Below are 19,205 nucleotides of genomic sequence, written 5' to 3'. Positions count from 1 at the left end.
GTGGCGTAGCGCTTACCCGGCCTACAAATTAATTCGCGGTATTGTAGGCCGGATAAGCAAAGCGCATCCGGCAGTACATTCCAGACAGGATTCTCATCAATGGCATACACCACTTTTTCACAGACGAAAAATGATCAGCTTCTGGAACCGATGTTCTTCGGCCAGCCGGTGAACGTCGCCCGCTACGATCAGCAAAAATATGACATCTTTGAAAAACTGATCGAAAAGCAGCTCTCTTTCTTCTGGCGTCCGGAAGAGGTCGATGTTTCTCGCGATCGTATCGATTTCCAGGCATTGCCGGAACATGAAAAACATATCTTCATCAGCAACCTGAAGTATCAGACGCTGCTGGACTCCATTCAGGGACGTAGTCCAAACGTCGCGCTGCTGCCGTTAATCTCGATCCCTGAACTGGAAACCTGGGTGGAAACGTGGGCGTTTTCTGAAACTATCCATTCCCGCTCCTACACTCATATTATTCGCAATATCGTTAACGATCCGGCGGTGGTGTTTGACGATATCGTCACTAATGAGCAAATCCAGAAACGCGCAGAAGGTATTTCCAGCTACTACGACGAATTGATCGAGATGACCAGCTACTGGCATTTGCTCGGTGAAGGTACGCATACCGTTAATGGCAAAACGGTTGTCGTAAACCTGCGTGAGCTGAAGAAGAAGCTGTATCTGTGCCTGATGAGCGTCAACGCGCTGGAAGCGATCCGCTTTTATGTCAGCTTCGCCTGCTCCTTCGCATTCGCCGAACGTGAACTAATGGAAGGCAACGCGAAAATTATTCGTCTGATCGCCCGCGACGAAGCCCTGCATCTGACCGGTACTCAGCATATGCTGAACCTTCTGCGCAGCGGTGTAGACGATCCGGAGATGGCGGAAATTGCCGAAGAGTGCAAACAAGAATGCTACGACCTGTTCGTACAGGCCGCGCTGCAGGAAAAAGAGTGGGCGGACTATCTGTTCCGTGATGGCTCAATGATTGGCCTGAACAAAGACATTCTGTGCCAGTACGTTGAGTACATCACCAACATCCGTATGCAGGCTGTCGGACTCGATCTGCCTTTCCAGACCCGCTCTAACCCGATCCCGTGGATCAATACCTGGCTGGTGTCTGATAACGTCCAGGTCGCACCGCAGGAAGTGGAAGTCAGCTCTTATCTGGTCGGTCAGATCGATTCGGAAGTTGATACCGACGACCTGAGTAACTTCCAGCTCTGATGGGCCGCGTGACTTTGCGCATCTCTGGCACACAACTGCTGTGCCAGGATGAACATCCTTCCCTACTTGCCGCACTCGAGTCGCACGATGTTGAAGTCGAATATCAGTGTCGTGAAGGCTACTGCGGCTCCTGTCGTACCCGCCTGGTGGCGGGACAGGTTGACTGGATTGCCGAACCTCTGGCCTTCATTCAACCGGGTGAAATATTGCCCTGCTGTTGCCGGGCAAAAGGCGATATTGAAATAGAGCTGTAACGCAAGGCGGGATAAAAATTGTTACTGGTAAAAGAGCCGCCGATGAACGGCAGCCCTTTATTTCTCCTGCAGGCATGTAGGAAAACGTTAACAGCAGACGGCCTTATCTAGCAGTTAATCACGTTTCGTCCAATAAGGCCTGTGACCGGAGGTGCATCACAGGCCTTATGCCATTACTCTTTGTTCAGGAATTTCACTGCTTTGTCGGGGAAATCGGTGAACAGCCCGTCAACACCCGCTTTGTTATAAAGAATGTCATACAGCTGGTTTACGTCAGTGGTGTAATCCGGCAGTTGATCGGCGCGAACGGTATACGGATGCACCACCATCTTATTCTGATGTGCGTCCTGCACCATGCCAGTTAACGAGATATTGCCCTTCTTCGACTTCTCATCAATCAGCATGTGGTAGTCCGGCCCAATGCCGTCCGCATACTGCGCAACCTGCTTCATGGCACCCGGTTTAAACATCCAGTCGTAGTTGTAATTAACCCAACTGCCGTCTGGCTTTTTCTCCTGAGTTTCATTCCAGTCAGTGTACGCAATCAACTGTACCAGATTGAGATCCATCCCCATCTTCGGTTCCAGTTCATTCTTAATGCGCTTTAACTCTGCGACATCAAAACACTGCAGATAGACCTTATCGTTCTTGTCGGTGTACCCGTACTTTTTCAGTACTTCCAGCGTTTTAGCCGCAATGTCCTTCCCTTCCTGATGATGGAACCACGGCGCTTTCATTTCCGGGTAAATGCCGATGTTTTTACCGGTTGAATGATTTAATCCCTGAACGAACTCAATTTCTTCTTCGAAAGTGTGCACACGGAAATCAGATTTACCCATCGGGAAACGCCCCGGGTAGGTCTGGACCTTTTTGCCATTTTCGATATCAAAGCCTTCAGTAAACTTCAGCGACTTGATCTCATCCAGCGTAAAGTCGATAGCGTAGTAACGCCCATCTTTACGCGCGCGATCCGGGAAACGCTCGGCAACATCGGTGACGCGGTCAAGATAGTGGTCATGCAGGACGACCAGATGGTCGTCCTTAGTCATCACCAAATCCTGTTCCAGGTAATCCGCTCCCTGAGCATAGGCCATCGCTTTCGCAGGTAACGTATGCTCCGGTAGATAACCGCTGGCGCCACGGTGCGCAATCACGACTTTATCTGCGGCAACCGCCGCGCTGCTCACAACCATACCTGCCAGCATCAGCGCCACGCTGAGACTTTTCAATGTGGTTTTCATCTATTAGCCCCCGTTACGCTTGAGCTGGATCTCTTCGTGATGGCGTTTTTCGCCAATCATGACGACTACCAGCAGAATAACCGCCAGCACACTACCGCCAATCATCACCATAAAGCCGCCGTCCCAACCGAAGAAGTCAACGGTGTAGCCGACAATGGCGCTCGCAGCCACAGAACCGCCGAGATAACCGAACAGACCAGTAAAGCCAGCCGCCGTACCTGCCGCTTTTTTCGGTGCCAGTTCCAGCGCATGCAGACCAATCAACATGACCGGGCCGTAGATCAGGAAGCCGATGATAATCATACAAGCCATATCTACGTTCGGGTTGCCTGCCGGGTTCATCCAGTAAACGATGGTCGCAATCGTCACCAGCGTCATAAAGAACACGCCGGTCGCGCCACGGTTTCCACGGAAGACTTTATCCGACATCCAGCCACACAGCAGCGTGCCCGGAATACCCGCATATTCATACAGGAAGTAGGCCCAGGATGATTTATCCAGTGCAAAATGCTTCACTTCTTTCAGGTAAGTCGGCGACCAGTCCAGGATGCCGTAGCGCAGCAGATAAACAAACACGTTGGCGATAGCGATGTACCACAACAGTTTGTTCGGCAGTACGTACTGCATGAAGATCTGCTTCGCAGTCAGCTCTTCTTCCGCTTTCTCGTTGTAATCGTCCGGATAATCGTTCTTGTACTCTTCGATTGGCGGCAGACCACAGGACTGCGGCGTATCACGCATCAAAGCAAAAGCAAACAGCGCGACAACGATCGCACCGAAAGCAGGCATGTACAGCGCCGCTTTCCAGTCATTGAACCAGGCCATACCCAGCAGGAACAACAGAGGAGGCAGACCGCCACCCACGTTATGCGCACAGTTCCAAACGGAAACGATGCCGCCACGCTCTTTCTGCGACCACCAGTGCACCATGGTACGACCACACGGCGGCCAGCCCATCCCCTGGAACCATCCGCAGAGGAACAGCAGCACAAACATTACCGCGATGCTCGATGTCGCCCACGGCACAAAGCCCATAAACAACATCACTGCCGCAGCCAGTATCAGACCCGCTGGCAGGAAAACGCGCGGATTCGAGCGATCCGAAACGGACCCCATGATGAATTTCGAAAATCCGTAAGCAATGGAGATACCGGACAACGCAAAACCCAGATCGCCACGCGAGAACCCCTGCTCAACCAGATACGGCATCGCAAGGGCAAAGTTCTTACGTACCAGATAGTACGCGGCATAACCAAAGAAAATCCCCAGAAAAATCTGCCAACGTAATCGACGATATGTCGGGTCGATCTCCGCTGCAGGCAAACGCGCCGTGTGTGACGCTGGTTTAAAAATGCTCAACATAGTGTAGCCTCCGTGGCCGTCTTTCATTCGAAGTAAACACTGCAGTTCGTCATTACTACCCTACCGCTCCCAGTGTGGCCGCGATGTTAAGGAAAGATACATAACAAAAATGTGAAACGCAGCACATATTGTTACAGATTTATGACAAATGTTCATAAAGGCGCACGAAATCACGTTTCATTTTCGAATAATGAGCGATTATGCGCGAAATCAAACAATCCATGTTTTTTATGTGGCTAAATGATAAAAAACGAACTGTGAGGAAAAACAATGAAAACTCGCGACTCGCAAACAAGTGACGTGATTATCATTGGTGGAGGAGCAACAGGTGCAGGGATCGCACGCGATTGTGCGCTGCGCGGGTTGCGCGTCATCTTAGTGGAACGCCACGATATCGCCACAGGTGCGACCGGGCGCAACCACGGCCTGCTGCACAGCGGTGCACGCTACGCCGTCACCGATGCTGAATCTGCCCGTGAGTGCATCAGCGAAAACCAAATTCTGAAACGTATCGCCCGCCATTGCGTTGAGCCAACGGACGGTCTGTTTATTACCCTGCCGGAGGATGAGCTCTCCTTTCAGGCGACCTTTATTCGCGCCTGTGAAGAAGCAGGGATTCGCGCAGAAGCGATTGACCCTCAGCAGGCACGTATTATCGAACCTTCCGTGAATCCACAGCTGATTGGTGCGGTAAAAGTGCCTGACGGCACGGTTGATCCTTTCCGCTTAACCGCCGCCAACATGCTGGATGCGCGTGAGCATGGCGCGGTTATCTTAACGGCGCATGAAGTGACAGGGCTGATTCGCGAAGGCGCGACGGTTTGCGGCGTTAATGTGCGCAATCATCTGACGGGCGAAATGCAGTCCCTGCATGCACCGGTTGTCGTTAACGCCGCCGGGATCTGGGGTCAACGCATTGCGGAATATGCCGATCTGAGCATCCGTATGTTCCCGGCCAAAGGTTCGTTGCTGATTATGGATCATCGCATTAACCAGCATGTCATCAACCGCTGCCGTAAACCGTCTGACGCCGATATTCTGGTGCCAGGCGATACCATCTCATTGATCGGTACCACCTCGCAGCACATTGATTACGATGATATCGACAGCAACCGCGTCACCGCAGAAGAAGTCGACATTCTGCTGCGTGAAGGCGAGAAACTGGCGCCGATTATGGCGAAAACGCGCATTTTACGCGCCTACTCCGGCGTACGTCCGCTGGTGGCCAGCGACGACGATCCCACCGGTCGTAACGTCAGCCGTGGGATTGTACTGTTCGATCACGCAGAGCGTGACGGACTGGAAGGGTTTATCACCATTACCGGCGGCAAACTGATGACTTACCGCCTGATGGCGGAATGGGCTACCGATGCTGTTTGCCGTAAGCTGGGCAATACCCAGCCTTGCACAACCGCAGACACCGCGTTGCCTGGCTCACAGGAATCTACCGAGCATACGCTTAAACGCGTTATTTCGTTACCTGCGCCGCTACGCGGTTCGGCAGTCTATCGCCATGGGGATCGTACCCCAGCGTGGCTGAGCGAAGGCCGTCAACATCGCAGCCTGGTCTGTGAATGCGAAGCGGTCACCGCAGGCGAAGTGCAATACGCCGTCGAGAATCTAACCGTCAACAGTCTGCTCGATTTACGTCGCCGTACCCGCGTCGGAATGGGGACCTGCCAGGGCGAATTGTGTGCCTGTCGCGCTGCAGGTTTGCTGCAACGTTTTAATGTCACTACCGCAGCACAATCCATTACTCAGCTTTCCGACTTCCTCAACGAACGCTGGAAAGGTGTGCAGCCTATCGCCTGGGGAGATGCACTGCGCGAAAGCGAATTCACTCGCTGGGTTTATCAAGGGTTGTGTGGTCTGGAAAAGGAGCACCAGGATGAAATTTGATACCGTCATTATCGGCGGCGGCCTCGCTGGACTGCTATGCGGCCTGCAACTGCAAAAAAGCGGACTGCGCTGCACGATTGTTACCCGCGGCCAAAGCGCCCTGCATTTTTCCTCCGGCTCACTGGATTTGCTCAGCAGCTTACCCGATGGTCAACCGGTGACGGATATAGAAGCGGGTTTGAATGCGCTGTACACTCAGGCACCCGCACATCCGTATAGCACCATCGGAACGCAGAACGTTCTGGAACTGGCCCAGCAGGCACAAAATTTACTGGAAGAATGCGGAACGCATTTGCAAGGCAACGTGCATCAGGCACATCAACGTGTTACCCCGCTGGGCACCCTGCGCTCAACCTGGTTAAGTTCCCCGGAAGTGCCGGTCTGGCCGCTGTCCGCGCAGCGTATATGCGTTGTAGGGATTAGCGGGTTACTGGATTTTCAGGCGCATCTCGCCGCGGCGTCATTACGCCAACGTAATCTCAGCGTCGAGACGGCAGAAATCGAACTGCCGGAACTGGATGTCCTGCGTGATAACCCAACCGAGTTTCGCGCCGTTAATATTGCGCGCCTGCTGGATAACGAAGATAAATGGTCGCTGCTCTATGACGCATTGCTGCCAATGGCAAAAACCTGCGACATGATAATCATGCCGGCCTGCTTTGGTCTGGCAGATGAGCGGCTCTGGCAGTGGCTTAACGAGCGCCTCCCCTGCTCGCTGACACTGTTACCGACCCTACCTCCTTCGGTACTGGGCATGCGTTTACACAACAAATTGCAGCGCCAGTTTGTGCGCCAGGGCGGTGTGTGGATGCCGGGTGATGAAGTGAAGAAAATCACCTGTCAGGACGGCGTGGTCAGCGAAATCTGGACCCGAAATCATGCCGATATCCCCTTGCGGCCACGTTTCGCCGTGCTCGCCAGCGGCAGTTTTTTCAGCAGCGGGCTGGTCGCCACGCGTGAGGCAATCCACGAACCAATCCTGGGACTGGATGTACAGCAAACAGCTACCCGCGCCGAGTGGTATCAGCGTGACGTTTTCGATCCACAACCGTGGCAACTGTTTGGCGTCACAACCGATGCCACATTGCGCCCATCACTGGCGGGAAAAACGATAGAGAACATGTACGCCATCGGTTCCGTCCTCGGCGGATTCGACCCTATCGCCCAGGGTTGCGGAGGCGGCGTGTGCGCAGTCAGCGCCTTACATGCCGCACATCATATTGCGAAACGTGCAGGAGGACAGCAATGAGCGACACACGTTTTGAAAGTTGTATCAAATGTACGGTGTGCACCACCGCCTGCCCGGTAAGCCGCGTCAACCCGAGCTACCCGGGCCCTAAGCAGGCCGGCCCGGACGGTGAACGTCTGCGCCTGAAAGATGGCGCGCTATATGACGATGCGCTGAAATACTGCATCAACTGTAAACGCTGCGAAGTGGCCTGTCCGTCAGACGTGAAAATCGGCGATATCATCCAGCGCGCGCGCGCCAAATACGACACGACGCGCCCATCGCTGCGTAACTTCGTCTTAAGCCATACCGATTTAATGGGGAGCGTTTCCACCCCCTTCGCCCCAATAGTGAATACCGCCACCTCACTAAAACCGGTACGTCAGTTGCTGGATTACGCGCTAAAAATCGATCATCGCCGTACGCTGCCGAAGTACTCCTTTGGCACCTTCCGCCGCTGGTATCGCAGCATTGCCGCACAGCAGGCGCAGTATCAGGATCAGGTCGCCTTTTTCCACGGCTGTTTTGTGAATTACAACCATCCCCAGCTTGGCAAAGACCTGATCAAGGTGTTGAATGCGATGGGAACCGGCGTGCAACTGCTGAGTAAAGAGAAATGCTGTGGCGTACCGCTGATTGCTAACGGATTTACAGATAAAGCGCGTAAACAGGCGGTCAGCAACGTGGCCTCACTCCGGGAAGCGATTGATGGCAAAGGCATTCCGGTGATCGCCACCTCATCAACCTGTACCTTTGCGCTACGTGATGAATATCCGGAAGTGCTGGATGTCGACAACTCAGGCCTGCGAGAACACATTGAACTGGCAACCCGCTGGCTGTGGCGCAAGCTGGATGAAGGTAAAACGCTGCCGCTGAAAACGCTGCCACTGAAGGTGGTCTATCACACGCCATGTCATATGGAGAAAATGGGCTGGACGCTTTACACGCTGGAACTACTGCGACAAATTCCGGGGCTGGAGCTGACAGTGCTGGATTCTCAGTGTTGTGGGATTGCCGGGACTTACGGCTTTAAAAAGGAAAACTATCCGACTTCACAGTCTATTGGCGCACCGTTATTCCGCCAAATTGAAGAAAGCGGCGCTGATATCGTCGTCACCGACTGCGAAACCTGTAAATGGCAGATTGAGATGTCTACCAGTAAGCGTTGCGAACATCCCATCACCCTGCTTGCCAAAGCGTTGGGTTAAACCTGTTGCCCGGTGGTATTTGCTACCGGGCATTTTTTTGCGTAGCCCGTTCCGCTTAATTGAATACGTTGCAGTCGGACATATTTATCTCTGATTCATCCACGCAAAGACCCCATTTCCCGCATGCAGCGCATTTTAAAAGTGGATACCGTCACGCCATCTTCTCTATCAGTTACAAGCACCATTAGTTACAAGCACCGCTAATGACAGCCAGCTACAAACGCTATTTAATTACCTGCTACGGTACGGTGACGTTTCTCACGTCAGCGAATTTATCCATGAAGTTGCCGAACGTTCCCCCCATCATAAGGAGAGGTTGATGACAATCGCAGGGAGGCTAAAACAAGAAGGTCACCACAATGGGCTACAACAAGGGCTACAACAAGGGTTAGAGAAAGGGGTGCAAAAAGGAACGCAAGAAGAAGCCTTACGTATCGCGCGCATGATGCTGGAAAATCGAATTGATCGTGATTTGGTTCGGTTAATTACTGGGCTATTGCCTGACGATGTCACAGAATGAGTCAGATTGGGAAGGTTTGTAACCTTCCCTGTTAATAATTAAATCGTGAGCGACTCAACCACTTCGATCCAACCGTGCTCGCTGGCAAGATCCTGATTGTTAAGCCAACGGCGCAGCATATTTAGCGCCATCATTGCGCACACTTCCTGACGAATCGACAAGCTGTAGCGATTAGCGTTCAGCCGAACGCGCAAACCATATGTCCCATTGGGGGTGGCCAGCGCAAAGTTAATATGTTCGTTTTCGAAAGCTGATATCGCCAAAGCCAGCCCGGCATAATGTTTGCTACGTCGCTCGGTTACCCAATGCGCCGTTTGCGCCAGCGTTTCTTCCTGAGGCGGAACAACTTCGCTCGCCAACAACGGAGCATTAGCGCGAGAAAGCTGCAACGCGACCAGACCACCGGTAAATTGTTCGCTCAGCGTCAGGCTATATTGCCGTTCCTGCAACGTGCGGGCGATTTGCGCAGGCAAACCTTCCGTACCTTCAAAAATCATGTTTTGCCCGGCAACCTTTTTCACCTCAGGCCACAGCGCCAGCATCGCTTCGCGTTGGGAATCCGGCCCGGTCAGCTTCAGCTCAATAATCGGCATTGAGGAGCGATATCCCATTGTTACACCCGGTGGCAAAGTTAGCGGATCCAGGCTTTGTGCCAGCTCGCTTTCAGAACGGCCAAAGGTGGTTAATCGCAGGCATAACGGGGGCTGAGCCAAAGAGAAACGCTCACGCAAACGCGGCAGAATCTCATGCTCAACCATGACTTTGAATTCTGACGGTACACCCGGTGTAAAAAACATCAGGCAGCGGTTAAGCTTCAGGGCGAACCCGCACGCGGTACCCACCGGATTATTGATAAACTCCGCGCTGGCGGGAAGTTCAGCCTGTTTGCGGTTGCTCGGCGCCATCACGCGGCCACGATCGCGGAAATATCGCTCCATCTCGGTCAGCCATGCTTCATGCAGCACCAGCCCTTCGCCTTTTGCCGTTGCCGCTGCCAGCGCGCTCAAATCATCGCTGGTTGGCCCCAAACCGCCATTAACGATCAGTATATCGGCGTGTTCGCTACGCTCACGCAAAACGGAGACTAAATCGTTAAGATTGTCACCTACCGTGTTGCGGCGTGTTAGCGGTAAACCCTGATTAAAGAAAAAATCGGCCAGCCAGGCGGCATTGGTGTCGACGATTTGTCCGTGCAACACTTCATCCCCGGTGGATAGCATCTCCACGTTTAACATCGTGTTCTCCTGCTTTTATGATGAAAACACTATAACGCATGGAGGGGGGAAGGCGCGACTGAACGCCGCGCCAGAAATGTTAGAAGCTGGCGTTAACCCCAACGTACGGGCCATCAGCAATTGCGTTATCACGGTTACCGTCTTTACCTGCCAGGTTCAGGTAACGATAACCGGCTTCGATGCTCAGCGGACGCATAATAGTCAAACGCGCACCGGCATTTGCTTCTTCATAGCTGTCGATACCGCTGGAAAGCGAATCAGGCGAGTAATAGTACTCACCAAACAGACGAATGCTGTCGCCGATCGGCCACTGTAAACCACCACCGACAGCCGCAGCATAACCTTCATCGCCATCGTTTGGATTGGTATATACACCTTTACCACCAACGGTCGCCAACAGTGGACCCAGCGGGATATTCAGCCCCAGGCCCAGCCCAGCAACATCGCCGTCGTCATCATTATGCATCCAGTTGCCGCTGACGGCCAGACCGGTGGTCTCAGTACCCATACCGAATCCAAGGTTGGTGTAGTCTTCGCCAGCCTGACCGTTGATGCTAATCGCGTTTGCCGAAGCAGAAACAAACAGCATTCCGGCAAAACCCAACAGTAAACTTATTTTCATTTTCTATCCTTTCCTGCAAGAATCAAAACATAGCCCCAAAACCGGTGAATTGTACTGTCAGATGACGAGGAATCAATGAGCTAAAAAAGCGATGCAAGACCATATTGTAACTAAATACTACTTAATGAGATTAGATAAGGTTAAATTTTTTTATGTAATCTATCATTCGCATCCCTGAACGCCATTTTCAACAACAATCAATTTTTCCTCGCCCGTACGGACTTAATCGTCGATGAAGCGTTTTTTCTCCAGTCAGCAAAAGGTAAGATAGGTGGATGATGGAATTCTTAATACCCGCCCCTGCAAGGACTTGACCTATGCGCCAAAGAACAATTGTTTGCCCATTAATTCAAAACGATGGCTGCTATTTACTCTGCAAAATGGCTGACGACCGCGGCGTGTTTCCCGGTCAGTGGGCGCTGTCTGGCGGTGGCGTTGAGCCGGGTGAGCGCATCGAAGAAGCTTTGCGCCGGGAAGTGAGAGAGGAGCTGGGCGAGCAGTTGGTGTTATCAGAAATTACGCCATGGACTTTCAGTGACGATATTCGTACTAAAACGTACGCGGATGGCAGCCAGGAAGAGATTTATATGATTTATCTCATCTTCGATTGTGTGGCAGCTAATCGTGAAGTGAACATTAACGAAGAGTTCCAGGCGTTCGCCTGGGTTAAAGCGGAAGATCTCGGCACCTACGACTTAAATATCGCCACACGTAAAACGTTAACCTTGAAAGGGTTACTGTAAGTCCCCCGAGTTTAAACGTAATATAAACAATGATCACATTAGCGGTATTGCTCTCAGCATTCAGCAACAGAGAACAATACCGCCATAATGAATAAAAACTCTTTATATTCAAACAAATAAACCACTCCCCACTGTCTTTGTTATTATCTCCCAAACCTTAAACCCTTAAGGATAAATTAACCTTCGGCCATTAACCTTTGTAGCCTGATGAAATAATTAACGACGCCCCTGTTTAGTCCTAAAAATAAAACTTCGGTAGCGTTAAATGGCTTGAAGGAATAATGATGTCTGACTTTTTGCCTTTCTCTCGCCCGGCAATGGGTGCTGAAGAGCTTGCCGCTGTAAAAGCGGTGCTGGACTCTGGATGGATAACCACTGGCCCGAAGAACCAACAGCTGGAAGAAGCCTTCTGTCAGCTCACAGGAAATCAACACGCTGTCGCCGTCTGCTCTGCCACGGCAGGTATGCACATCACACTGATGGCGTTGGGCATAGGTGCAGGCGATGAGGTCATTACGCCGTCGATGACGTGGGTTTCCACCCTCAACATGATTGTCTTGCTGGGTGCGACGCCAGTCATGGTCGACGTCGACCGCGATACACTTATGGTCACACCTGAGCAAATTGAAGCCGCCATTACCCCACGAACCAAAGCCATTGTTCCAGTACATTACGCAGGCGCCCCCGCCGATCTTGACGCAATTTATGCCATTGGCGAGCGTTATGGCATCCCGGTCATAGAAGATGCGGCCCATGCCGTAGGGACATTGTATAAGGGCCGTCATGTCGGGGCGCGCGGTACGGCAATCTTCTCGTTTCACGCCATCAAAAATATCACCTGCGCAGAAGGTGGACTGATTGTTACCGACGACAGCCAGCTTGCCCAGCGGCTTCGCAGCCTGAAGTTTCACGGTCTGGGCGTTGATGCTTTTGATCGACAAACCTATGGCCGGGCACCGCAGGCCGAAGTGCTTGCGCCAGGATACAAATACAACCTGACGGATATCAATGCCGCTATTGCGTTGGTACAGCTGAATAAGCTGGAGCAACTGAATTCACGCCGGGCGCAAATTGCCCAGCAATACCAGCAGGCGCTGGCTGATACGCCATTTCAACCGCTGGACCTGCCCCGGTGGCCGCACGTTCATGCCTGGCACTTATTCATCATTCGTGTTGACGAAACCCGCTGCGGGCTGAGCAGAGATGCCCTGATGGAAGCGCTGAAGACTAAAGATATCGGCACCGGTCTGCATTTTCGTGCAGCCCATACGCAAAAATATTATCGCGAACGCTTCACTACCCTTTCGCTCCCAAATACTGAATGGAACAGCGCGCGCATCTGCTCGCTGCCGTTATTCCCAGACATGACCGAAGCGGATACCCAGCGGGTCATTACGGCACTTCGCGAGATTGCAGGACAATAATCATGTTTGAAGCAGCACCAATCAAAAAAGTCTCGGTGGTCATTCCCGTTTTTAATGAACAGGAAAGCCTGCCAGAGTTAATCAGACGCACCAGCGCCGCCTGCGAGAAATTGGGTAAAGACTATGAAATTCTGCTAATCGACGACGGTAGCAATGACAATTCCGCTCAGTTGATGATGAATGCCTCCCAGGCACCAAACAGCCATATTGTTTCTATTTTGCTGAATCGCAATTACGGACAGCACTCGGCGATTATGGCCGGTTTCAGCCATGTCACTGGCGACTTGATCATCACACTGGATGCCGATTTGCAGAACCCGCCGGAGGAGATCCCTCGGTTGGTCGCCACAGCAGATGAGGGGTTTGATGTGGTGGGCACGGTGCGCCAGAACCGGCAGGACAGCGTATTTCGTAAGACCGCCTCACGCATGATCAACCATCTGATTCAGCGCACCACCGGAAAAGCGATGGGTGACTACGGTTGCATGCTACGCGCCTATCGCCGTCACATCGTCGATGCCATGCTGCATTGCCAGGAGCGCAGCACCTTTATCCCGATTCTGGCCAACATTTTTGCCCGTCGCGCGACGGAGATCCCGGTACATCATGCAGAGCGCGAATTTGGTGATTCCAAATACAGCTTCATGCGTCTGATCAACCTGATGTATGACCTGGTGACTTGCCTTACCACAACACCGCTTCGCATGCTGAGTCTGTTGGGCAGCGTGATCGCCGCCACGGGCTTTACCTTATCAGTCTTGCTTGTTGTTCTGCGCCTGACGCTCGGCCCACAGTGGGCAGCGGAAGGGGTATTCATGCTGTTTGCCGTCCTGTTTACCTTTATCGGCGCACAGTTTATTGGCATGGGTTTACTCGGCGAATATATCGGTCGCATCTATAACGATGTCCGCGCCCGCCCCCGCTATTTTGTTCAACACGTTATCCGCCCACAAACCACGCAGTCAACCGAGGAAAACCGCGCATGAAAGCCGTCGTATTTGCCTATCACGATATGGGATGTCAGGGTGTCCAGGCCTTGTTGGATGCAGGTTATGAAATCGCTGCCATTTTTACGCACACCGACAATCCGGGTGAAAAAGCGTTTTTTGGATCTGTTTCCCGCCTCGCGGCCAGCGCCGGTATTCCGGTTTACGCCCCGGACGAGGTTAATCATCCCCTGTGGATTGAGCGCATTAGCCAACTGGCACCTGATGTTATCTTCTCGTTCTACTATCGCCATTTACTGAGTGATGAGATCCTCAGCCTTGCCCCTAAGGGTGCATTTAATCTGCACGGCTCGCTGCTGCCGAAATACCGTGGCCGCGCGCCGCTGAACTGGGTACTGGTCAATGGTGAAACCGAAACCGGCGTCACGCTTCACCGGATGGTCAAACGCGCGGATGCCGGTGCCATTGTTGCCCAGCAGCGGGTTGCTATTTCGCCCGATGATGTGGCGTTAACGCTGCACCATAAATTGTGCCAGGCAGCGCGTCAGTTACTCGAAGAGGCGCTGCCCGCGATTAAAACGGGAGATTATGCAGAACACGCCCAACAGGAAGCAGAGGCGACCTGTTTTGGTCGCCGTACGCCGGAAGATAGCTTCCTCGACTGGAACAAACCAGCCGCAGAGTTGCATAACCAGGTACGCGCCGTCAGCGATCCATGGCCGGGCGCATTTAGCTATGTTGGTACGCAAAAATTCACCGTCTGGTCGTCACGTGTTTGCAAAAATGACCGCGCAGCCCAGCCAGGAACCGTCATCTCCGTTTCTCCTTTGCTGATCGCCTGCGCTGATGGCGCACTGGAGATTATTACCGGGCAAGCTGGCGATGGTATTGCCATGCAGGGGTCACAGCTCGCGCAGGTTCTGGGCCTGGTACCAGGTTCTCGCCTGAACAGCCAGTCAGTTACTACCGCTAAACGCCGTACTCGCGTGCTGATCCTTGGCGTCAATGGCTTCATTGGTAACCATCTGACCGAACGCCTGTTGCAAGAAGACAATTACGAAGTGTATGGACTCGACATTGGCAGCGACGCCATTAGTCGTTTTCTGCAGCATCCACGATTCCATTTCGTCGAAGGCGATATCAGCATTCACTCCGAATGGATTGAATATCATGTGAAAAAATGCGACGTCGTGCTGCCGCTGGTAGCGATCGCCACGCCAATCGAATATACCCGCAACCCGCTGCGCGTGTTTGAGCTCGATTTTGAAGAGAACCTGAAAATCATTCGCTACTGCGTGAAATACCGTAAGCGCATCATTTTCCCGTCAACCTCCGAAGTCTACGGCATGTGTACCGACAAAGTTTTTGATGAAGACAGCTCGAACCTGATCGTCGGCCCGGTGAATAAACCACGCTGGATCTACTCCGTTTCCAAGCAGTTGCTGGACCGCGTAATCTGGGCATACGGCGAAAAAGAGGGATTGCGCTTCACCCTGTTCCGTCCGTTTAACTGGATGGGACCGCGTCTGGACAGCCTTAACGCCGCGCGTATCGGCAGCTCACGCGCCATTACCCAACTGATCCTCAATCTGGTGGAAGGTTCACCGATTAAGCTGATTGAAGGCGGTAAGCAAAAACGCTGCTTTACTGATATTCGCGATGGTATCGAAGCCCTGTACCGCATCATTGAAAACGAAGGCGGACGCTGCGATGGCGAAATTATCAACATCGGTAACCCGGAGAATGAGGCCAGTATTCAGGAACTGGCAGAAATGCTGCTTACCTGCTTTGAAAAACACCCATTACGCAACCACTTCCCACCGTTTGCCGGTTTCCGTGACGTCGAAAGCAGTAGCTACTATGGTAAAGGTTATCAGGACGTTGAGCATCGTAAGCCCAACATTCGTAATGCAAAACGCTGCCTGAACTGGGAGCCCACCATTGAGATGCAGGAAACGGTAGAAGAGACGCTGGACTTCTTCTTACGCAGTGTGGATATCACGGAACACACATCATGACCAAAGTAGGCTTGCGCATTGATGTCGATACTTTCCGGGGGACGCGCGAAGGTGTGCCCCGCCTGTTGGAGACATTGAACCGGCATAACGTTCGGGCAAGTTTTTTCTTTAGCGTTGGACCTGACAACATGGGGCGCCATCTCTGGCGTCTTGTGAAGCCACAATTTCTGTGGAAGATGCTGCGTTCAAACGCAGCATCGCTCTACGGATGGGATATATTGCTCGCGGGAACCGCGTGGCCGGGAAAAGAGATTGGCCAGGCCAATGCGGCGATCATTGCGCAAACCGCCCTGATTCATGAAACCGGTTTGCATGCCTGGGATCACCATGCCTGGCAAGCGCGAAGCGGAAACTGGAATGATAAACAGCTGATTGATGATATTTCACGAGGCATTACCGCCCTTGAAGCCATCATCGGACAACCGGTTACCTGTTCTGCGGTTGCCGGATGGCGTGCCGACAACCGCGTCGTCGAGGCAAAAGAAACGTTCCATTTACGCTATAACAGCGACTGTCGGGGAACGTCGCTATTTCGCCCTGTACTGGCGTCCGGGAAAACAGGTACGCCGCAAATTCCCGTCACGTTACCAACATGGGATGAAGTGGTTGGTCAGGAGGTCCAGGCGGTGGACTTCAACGCTTATATTCTCTCCCACATCCAGATGAGCAGAGGAACACCGGTGTACACCATTCATGCGGAAGTTGAAGGCATCGCCTTTCATCAGAATTTTGACGAGCTGCTTACTCGCGCCGCGGACATGGGGATGACATTTTGCCCGCTTGGCGAGCTGTTACCAGACGATATCAGCACCCTGCCAACAGGGCAGATCGTGCGGGGAAAAATACCGGGCAGAGAGGGATGGCTCGGCTGCCAACAACCGGTGAGTGTGACACAATGAAACCTGCTGCCCGCTATACTCTGGCCTGTATCGCGTTTATTGCACTGTATTTTATTCTCCCCATCAACAGTCGCCTGCTCTGGCAGCCTGATGAAACGCGCTATGCCGAAATCAGTCGGGAAATGCTGACGTCCGGCGACTGGATCGTGCCGCACTTTTTAGGACTCCGTTACTTCGAAAAACCCATTGCCGGATACTGGTTAAACAGCATCGGACAATGGCTATTTGGTGCTAATAATTTTGGCGTCAGAGCGGGGGCTATTTTTGCCACCTTGCTGACGGCGCTACTGGTAGCCTGGCTTGCCATGCGGTTATGGCAGGATAAGCGTACCGCCGTACTCTCTTCTGCTATCTTTTTAACGTTCTTTTCGGTTTACAGCATCGGTACCTACGCGGTACTTGATCCAATAATTGCGCTTTGGCTGATGGCGGGCATGTGCTGTTTTTGGGAAGGCATGCAGGCCACCACCAGAACGCGCAAAATCATCGCTTTTTTGCTGTTAGGGTTAACCTGCGGTATGGGCGTGATGACCAAGGGCTTCCTGGCGCTTGCCGTTCCTGTGCTCAGCGTACTGCCGTGGGTTTTCGCGCAAAAGCGCTGGAAAGATCTCATACTCTACGGTCTGCTGGCGGTTATCGGCTGCATCGTGATTGTGCTGCCGTGGGGAATAGCGATTGCCCGGCGTGAGCCGGATTTCTGGCATTACTTCTTCTGGGTTGAACATATTCAACGCTTCGCACAGGATGATGCCCAACACAAGGCTCCCATCTGGTACTACATTCCGGTATTCGTGGCTGGCGCATTACCATGGCTCGGGCTGCTTCCTGGCGCGCTGCGTACGGGCTGGCGTGAGCGGGATGTTCCGCGCAGCGCACTGTACCTGTTAAGCTGGATTGTCATGCCAATCCTGTTTTTCAGCATCGCCAAAGGAAAACTGCCGACCTATATTCTTTCTTGCTTCGCCCCGCTGGCGATATTAACGGCGCGTTTCGGCCTGCAGGCCGCGGAAAAAGGCTCCGCCGCACTGCGCGTGAATGGCTGGATCAACGTGCTGTTCGGCGTGACCGGCATTGTCGCCACATTTATTGTTTCCACATTGGGTCCGTTAAAGACGCCGGTCTGGTCGCATATCGAAACGTATAAGGTGTTTTGCGCGTGGGGTATTTTTATCACCTGGGCACTGTTCGGCTGGTATACGCTAAATAACCACGAGAAGAACTGGAAATTCGCCGCGCTGTGTCCGCTGGGACTCGCGCTGTTGTTTGGTTTCTCAGTCCCTGACCGGGTGATGGAGTCTAAACAGCCGCAGTTTTTTGTCGAGATGACTAAAGAGTCGCTGGAGTCGAGCCGTTACATTCTCACCGACAACGTTGGCGTTGCCGCAGGGCTGGCCTGGAGTCTGAAGCGTGACGACATCATGATGTACGGCCAAACGGGCGAGTTAAAATATGGCCTCAACTACCCGGATGCTCAGGGGCGTTTTGTTAGTCGGGAAGACTTTGCCGACTGGTTAGCGCAACATCGTCAGCAAGGAAATATTACGCTCGTGCTCACGATTGATAAGGATGAAGATATTAATCAACTCGCTATCCCTCCCGCTGATTACATTGATAATCAGGGGCGACTGGTTCTGATTCAGTATCGGCCAAAATGATCTGGATAGCCTTAGTTCTCGCCAGCCTGCTCAGCGTCTGCGGCCAGCTATGCCAGAAGCAGGCGACCCGACCGGTGTCCGTTCGTGCGCGAAAACGCCACGTCACGCAATGGATTGGGCTTGCTCTGGCAAGCCTCGGTCTGGCCATGCTGCTATGGCTGGCGGTACTGCAGAACATTCCTGTCGGCATCGCCTACCCCATGCTGAGTCTTAACTTTGTATGGGTGACGCTGGCCGCGTGGAAAATCTGGCGCGAACCCGTCACTACACGCCACTGGCTGGGGGTTGGGCTGATCATTACCGGCATCTTTATTCTTGGGAGCGCAGTGTAATGGGCATCTTTTGGGGATTATGTAGCGTTATTATCACCTCCGCAGCCCAGTTGAGCCTCGGCTTCGCAATGGATAATCTGCCGCCAATGATGCAGCCGCTGGAGTTCATCTCCGCCGTATTATCTCTCAGTATTGGAGCGTTTGCTTTATCTGCCGGGCTGGCAGGCTATTTGCTGTCGGTTATTTGCTGGCATAAAGCCCTGCACCAGCTCGCGCTGAGCAAAGCTTATGCCCTGCTCAGCCTGAGCTATGTGCTGGTTTGGGTTGCATCAATGATTCTGCCCGGCTGGCAGGGAACATTTTCAGTAAAGGCGCTGGTTGGGGTACTGTGCATCATGGCGGGTTTAATGACGATTTTTCTGCCTGCAGACAAGCACCGGCGCTGAGC

General features: G+C 52.8%; 18 protein-coding genes and 1 pseudogene. 15 read left to right on the top strand and 4 right to left on the bottom strand.

All coding sequences use genetic code 11. From position 1 onward, the window contains the following. Positions 1-99: 99 nt before the first annotated feature. The 3 genes and pseudogenes from nrdB to SK39_RS27890 form a co-directional block, all read left to right on the top strand. On the top strand, positions 100-1,230 hold the full coding sequence (gene nrdB, locus SK39_RS18980) for a class Ia ribonucleoside-diphosphate reductase subunit beta (RefSeq protein ID WP_003027605.1): 1,131 nt from the start codon (positions 100-102) through the stop codon (positions 1,228-1,230). After that, positions 1,230-1,484: a ferredoxin-like diferric-tyrosyl radical cofactor maintenance protein YfaE gene (yfaE, locus tag SK39_RS18975; RefSeq protein WP_003027609.1), complete on the top strand. Its 255-nt coding sequence runs from the start codon at positions 1,230-1,232 to the stop codon at positions 1,482-1,484. Before nrdB ends, yfaE begins: the two co-directional genes overlap by 1 nt. A gap of 21 nt (positions 1,485-1,505) precedes the next feature. Further along, a pseudogene (locus SK39_RS27890) lies at positions 1,506-1,595 on the top strand (hypothetical protein); the annotation flags it as partial. Positions 1,596-1,657: 62 nt separating this feature from the next. On the opposite strand, the gene glpQ reads toward SK39_RS27890, so the two are convergent. Then, positions 1,658-2,725: a glycerophosphodiester phosphodiesterase gene (glpQ, locus tag SK39_RS18970; RefSeq protein ID WP_003839410.1), complete on the bottom strand. Its 1,068-nt coding sequence runs from the start codon at positions 2,723-2,725 to the stop codon at positions 1,658-1,660. Positions 2,726-2,728: 3 nt separating this feature from the next. Continuing rightward, entirely contained in the window at positions 2,729-4,087 is a 1,359-nt protein-coding gene (gene glpT / locus SK39_RS18965) for a glycerol-3-phosphate transporter (RefSeq protein WP_044701171.1), read from the bottom strand. A gap of 270 nt (positions 4,088-4,357) precedes the next feature. On the opposite strand from glpT, the gene glpA reads away from it, so the two are divergent. The 4 genes from glpA to SK39_RS26905 all read left to right on the top strand — a co-directional run bounded on the left by glpA (position 4,358) and on the right by SK39_RS26905 (position 8,942). Further along, positions 4,358-5,986, top strand: coding sequence for an anaerobic glycerol-3-phosphate dehydrogenase subunit A (gene glpA / locus SK39_RS18960; protein ID WP_003845117.1), 1,629 nt, complete (start codon positions 4,358-4,360; stop codon positions 5,984-5,986). Further along, positions 5,976-7,235 carry a glycerol-3-phosphate dehydrogenase subunit GlpB gene (gene glpB, locus SK39_RS18955; protein WP_032936591.1) on the top strand — a complete coding sequence of 420 codons (1,260 nt, stop codon included), beginning with the start codon at positions 5,976-5,978 and terminating at the stop codon, positions 7,233-7,235. Before glpA ends, glpB begins: the two co-directional genes overlap by 11 nt. Next, positions 7,232-8,422, top strand: coding sequence for an anaerobic glycerol-3-phosphate dehydrogenase subunit GlpC (gene glpC, locus SK39_RS18950; protein WP_003027620.1), 1,191 nt, complete (start codon positions 7,232-7,234; stop codon positions 8,420-8,422). Before glpB ends, glpC begins: the two co-directional genes overlap by 4 nt. A gap of 319 nt (positions 8,423-8,741) precedes the next feature. Next, positions 8,742-8,942 carry an RpnC/YadD family protein gene (locus tag SK39_RS26905; RefSeq protein ID WP_080708713.1) on the top strand — a complete coding sequence of 67 codons (201 nt, stop codon included), beginning with the start codon at positions 8,742-8,744 and terminating at the stop codon, positions 8,940-8,942. Between the two features lie 38 nt (positions 8,943-8,980). Here the strand turns inward: SK39_RS26905 and SK39_RS18940 are convergent, their stop codons facing one another. Next, a complete protein-coding gene (locus SK39_RS18940; protein WP_032936590.1) occupies positions 8,981-10,177 on the bottom strand; it encodes a nicotinamide mononucleotide deamidase-related protein YfaY in 1,197 nt (398 codons plus the stop codon). Positions 10,178-10,256: 79 nt separating this feature from the next. Next, positions 10,257-10,799 carry a YfaZ family protein gene (locus SK39_RS18935; protein ID WP_032936588.1) on the bottom strand — a complete coding sequence of 181 codons (543 nt, stop codon included), beginning with the start codon at positions 10,797-10,799 and terminating at the stop codon, positions 10,257-10,259. A gap of 317 nt (positions 10,800-11,116) precedes the next feature. On the opposite strand from SK39_RS18935, the gene nudI reads away from it, so the two are divergent. The 8 genes from nudI (at position 11,117) to arnF (ending at position 19,203) form a co-directional block, all read left to right on the top strand. Beyond that, the gene (gene nudI, locus SK39_RS18930; RefSeq protein ID WP_003027643.1) at positions 11,117-11,542 is read left to right on the top strand and encodes a nucleoside triphosphatase NudI; all 426 of its coding nucleotides are present in this window, start codon (positions 11,117-11,119) and stop codon (positions 11,540-11,542) included. 284 nt (positions 11,543-11,826) lie between these two features. Further along, positions 11,827-12,966 carry a UDP-4-amino-4-deoxy-L-arabinose aminotransferase gene (arnB, locus tag SK39_RS18925; RefSeq protein ID WP_003027645.1) on the top strand — a complete coding sequence of 380 codons (1,140 nt, stop codon included), beginning with the start codon at positions 11,827-11,829 and terminating at the stop codon, positions 12,964-12,966. A 2-nt stretch (positions 12,967-12,968) separates the two neighbouring features. Then, on the top strand, positions 12,969-13,952 hold the full coding sequence (gene arnC, locus SK39_RS18920) for an undecaprenyl-phosphate 4-deoxy-4-formamido-L-arabinose transferase (protein ID WP_048217312.1): 984 nt from the start codon (positions 12,969-12,971) through the stop codon (positions 13,950-13,952). Then, positions 13,949-15,931, top strand: a complete 1,983-nt coding sequence (arnA, locus tag SK39_RS18915) for a bifunctional UDP-4-amino-4-deoxy-L-arabinose formyltransferase/UDP-glucuronic acid oxidase ArnA (protein WP_048217311.1) — start codon at positions 13,949-13,951, stop codon at positions 15,929-15,931. The genes arnC and arnA overlap by 4 nt, the downstream gene beginning before the upstream one ends. After that, positions 15,928-16,830 (top strand): 4-deoxy-4-formamido-L-arabinose-phosphoundecaprenol deformylase, encoded by a 903-nt coding sequence (gene arnD, locus SK39_RS18910; RefSeq protein WP_032936586.1) that lies wholly within the window; start codon positions 15,928-15,930, stop codon positions 16,828-16,830. Before arnA ends, arnD begins: the two co-directional genes overlap by 4 nt. Then, on the top strand, positions 16,827-18,485 hold the full coding sequence (arnT, locus tag SK39_RS18905; protein WP_032936585.1) for a lipid IV(A) 4-amino-4-deoxy-L-arabinosyltransferase: 1,659 nt from the start codon (positions 16,827-16,829) through the stop codon (positions 18,483-18,485). The genes arnD and arnT overlap by 4 nt, the downstream gene beginning before the upstream one ends. Beyond that, positions 18,482-18,817, top strand: a complete 336-nt coding sequence (gene arnE / locus SK39_RS18900) for a 4-amino-4-deoxy-L-arabinose-phosphoundecaprenol flippase subunit ArnE (protein ID WP_003027661.1) — start codon at positions 18,482-18,484, stop codon at positions 18,815-18,817. Before arnT ends, arnE begins: the two co-directional genes overlap by 4 nt. Next, entirely contained in the window at positions 18,817-19,203 is a 387-nt protein-coding gene (arnF, locus tag SK39_RS18895) for a 4-amino-4-deoxy-L-arabinose-phosphoundecaprenol flippase subunit ArnF (protein ID WP_032936583.1), read from the top strand. The genes arnE and arnF overlap by 1 nt, the downstream gene beginning before the upstream one ends. The last annotated feature ends 2 nt before the right edge of the window (positions 19,204-19,205 follow it).

The sequence above is a fragment of the Citrobacter sp. BIDMC107 genome (assembly GCF_001037575.1).
In the GTDB taxonomy this organism is placed as follows: domain Bacteria; phylum Pseudomonadota; class Gammaproteobacteria; order Enterobacterales; family Enterobacteriaceae; genus Citrobacter; species Citrobacter freundii.
The sequence above is the reverse complement of the archived record's forward strand: the minus strand, read 5'-3'. Positions and strand labels throughout refer to the sequence as shown.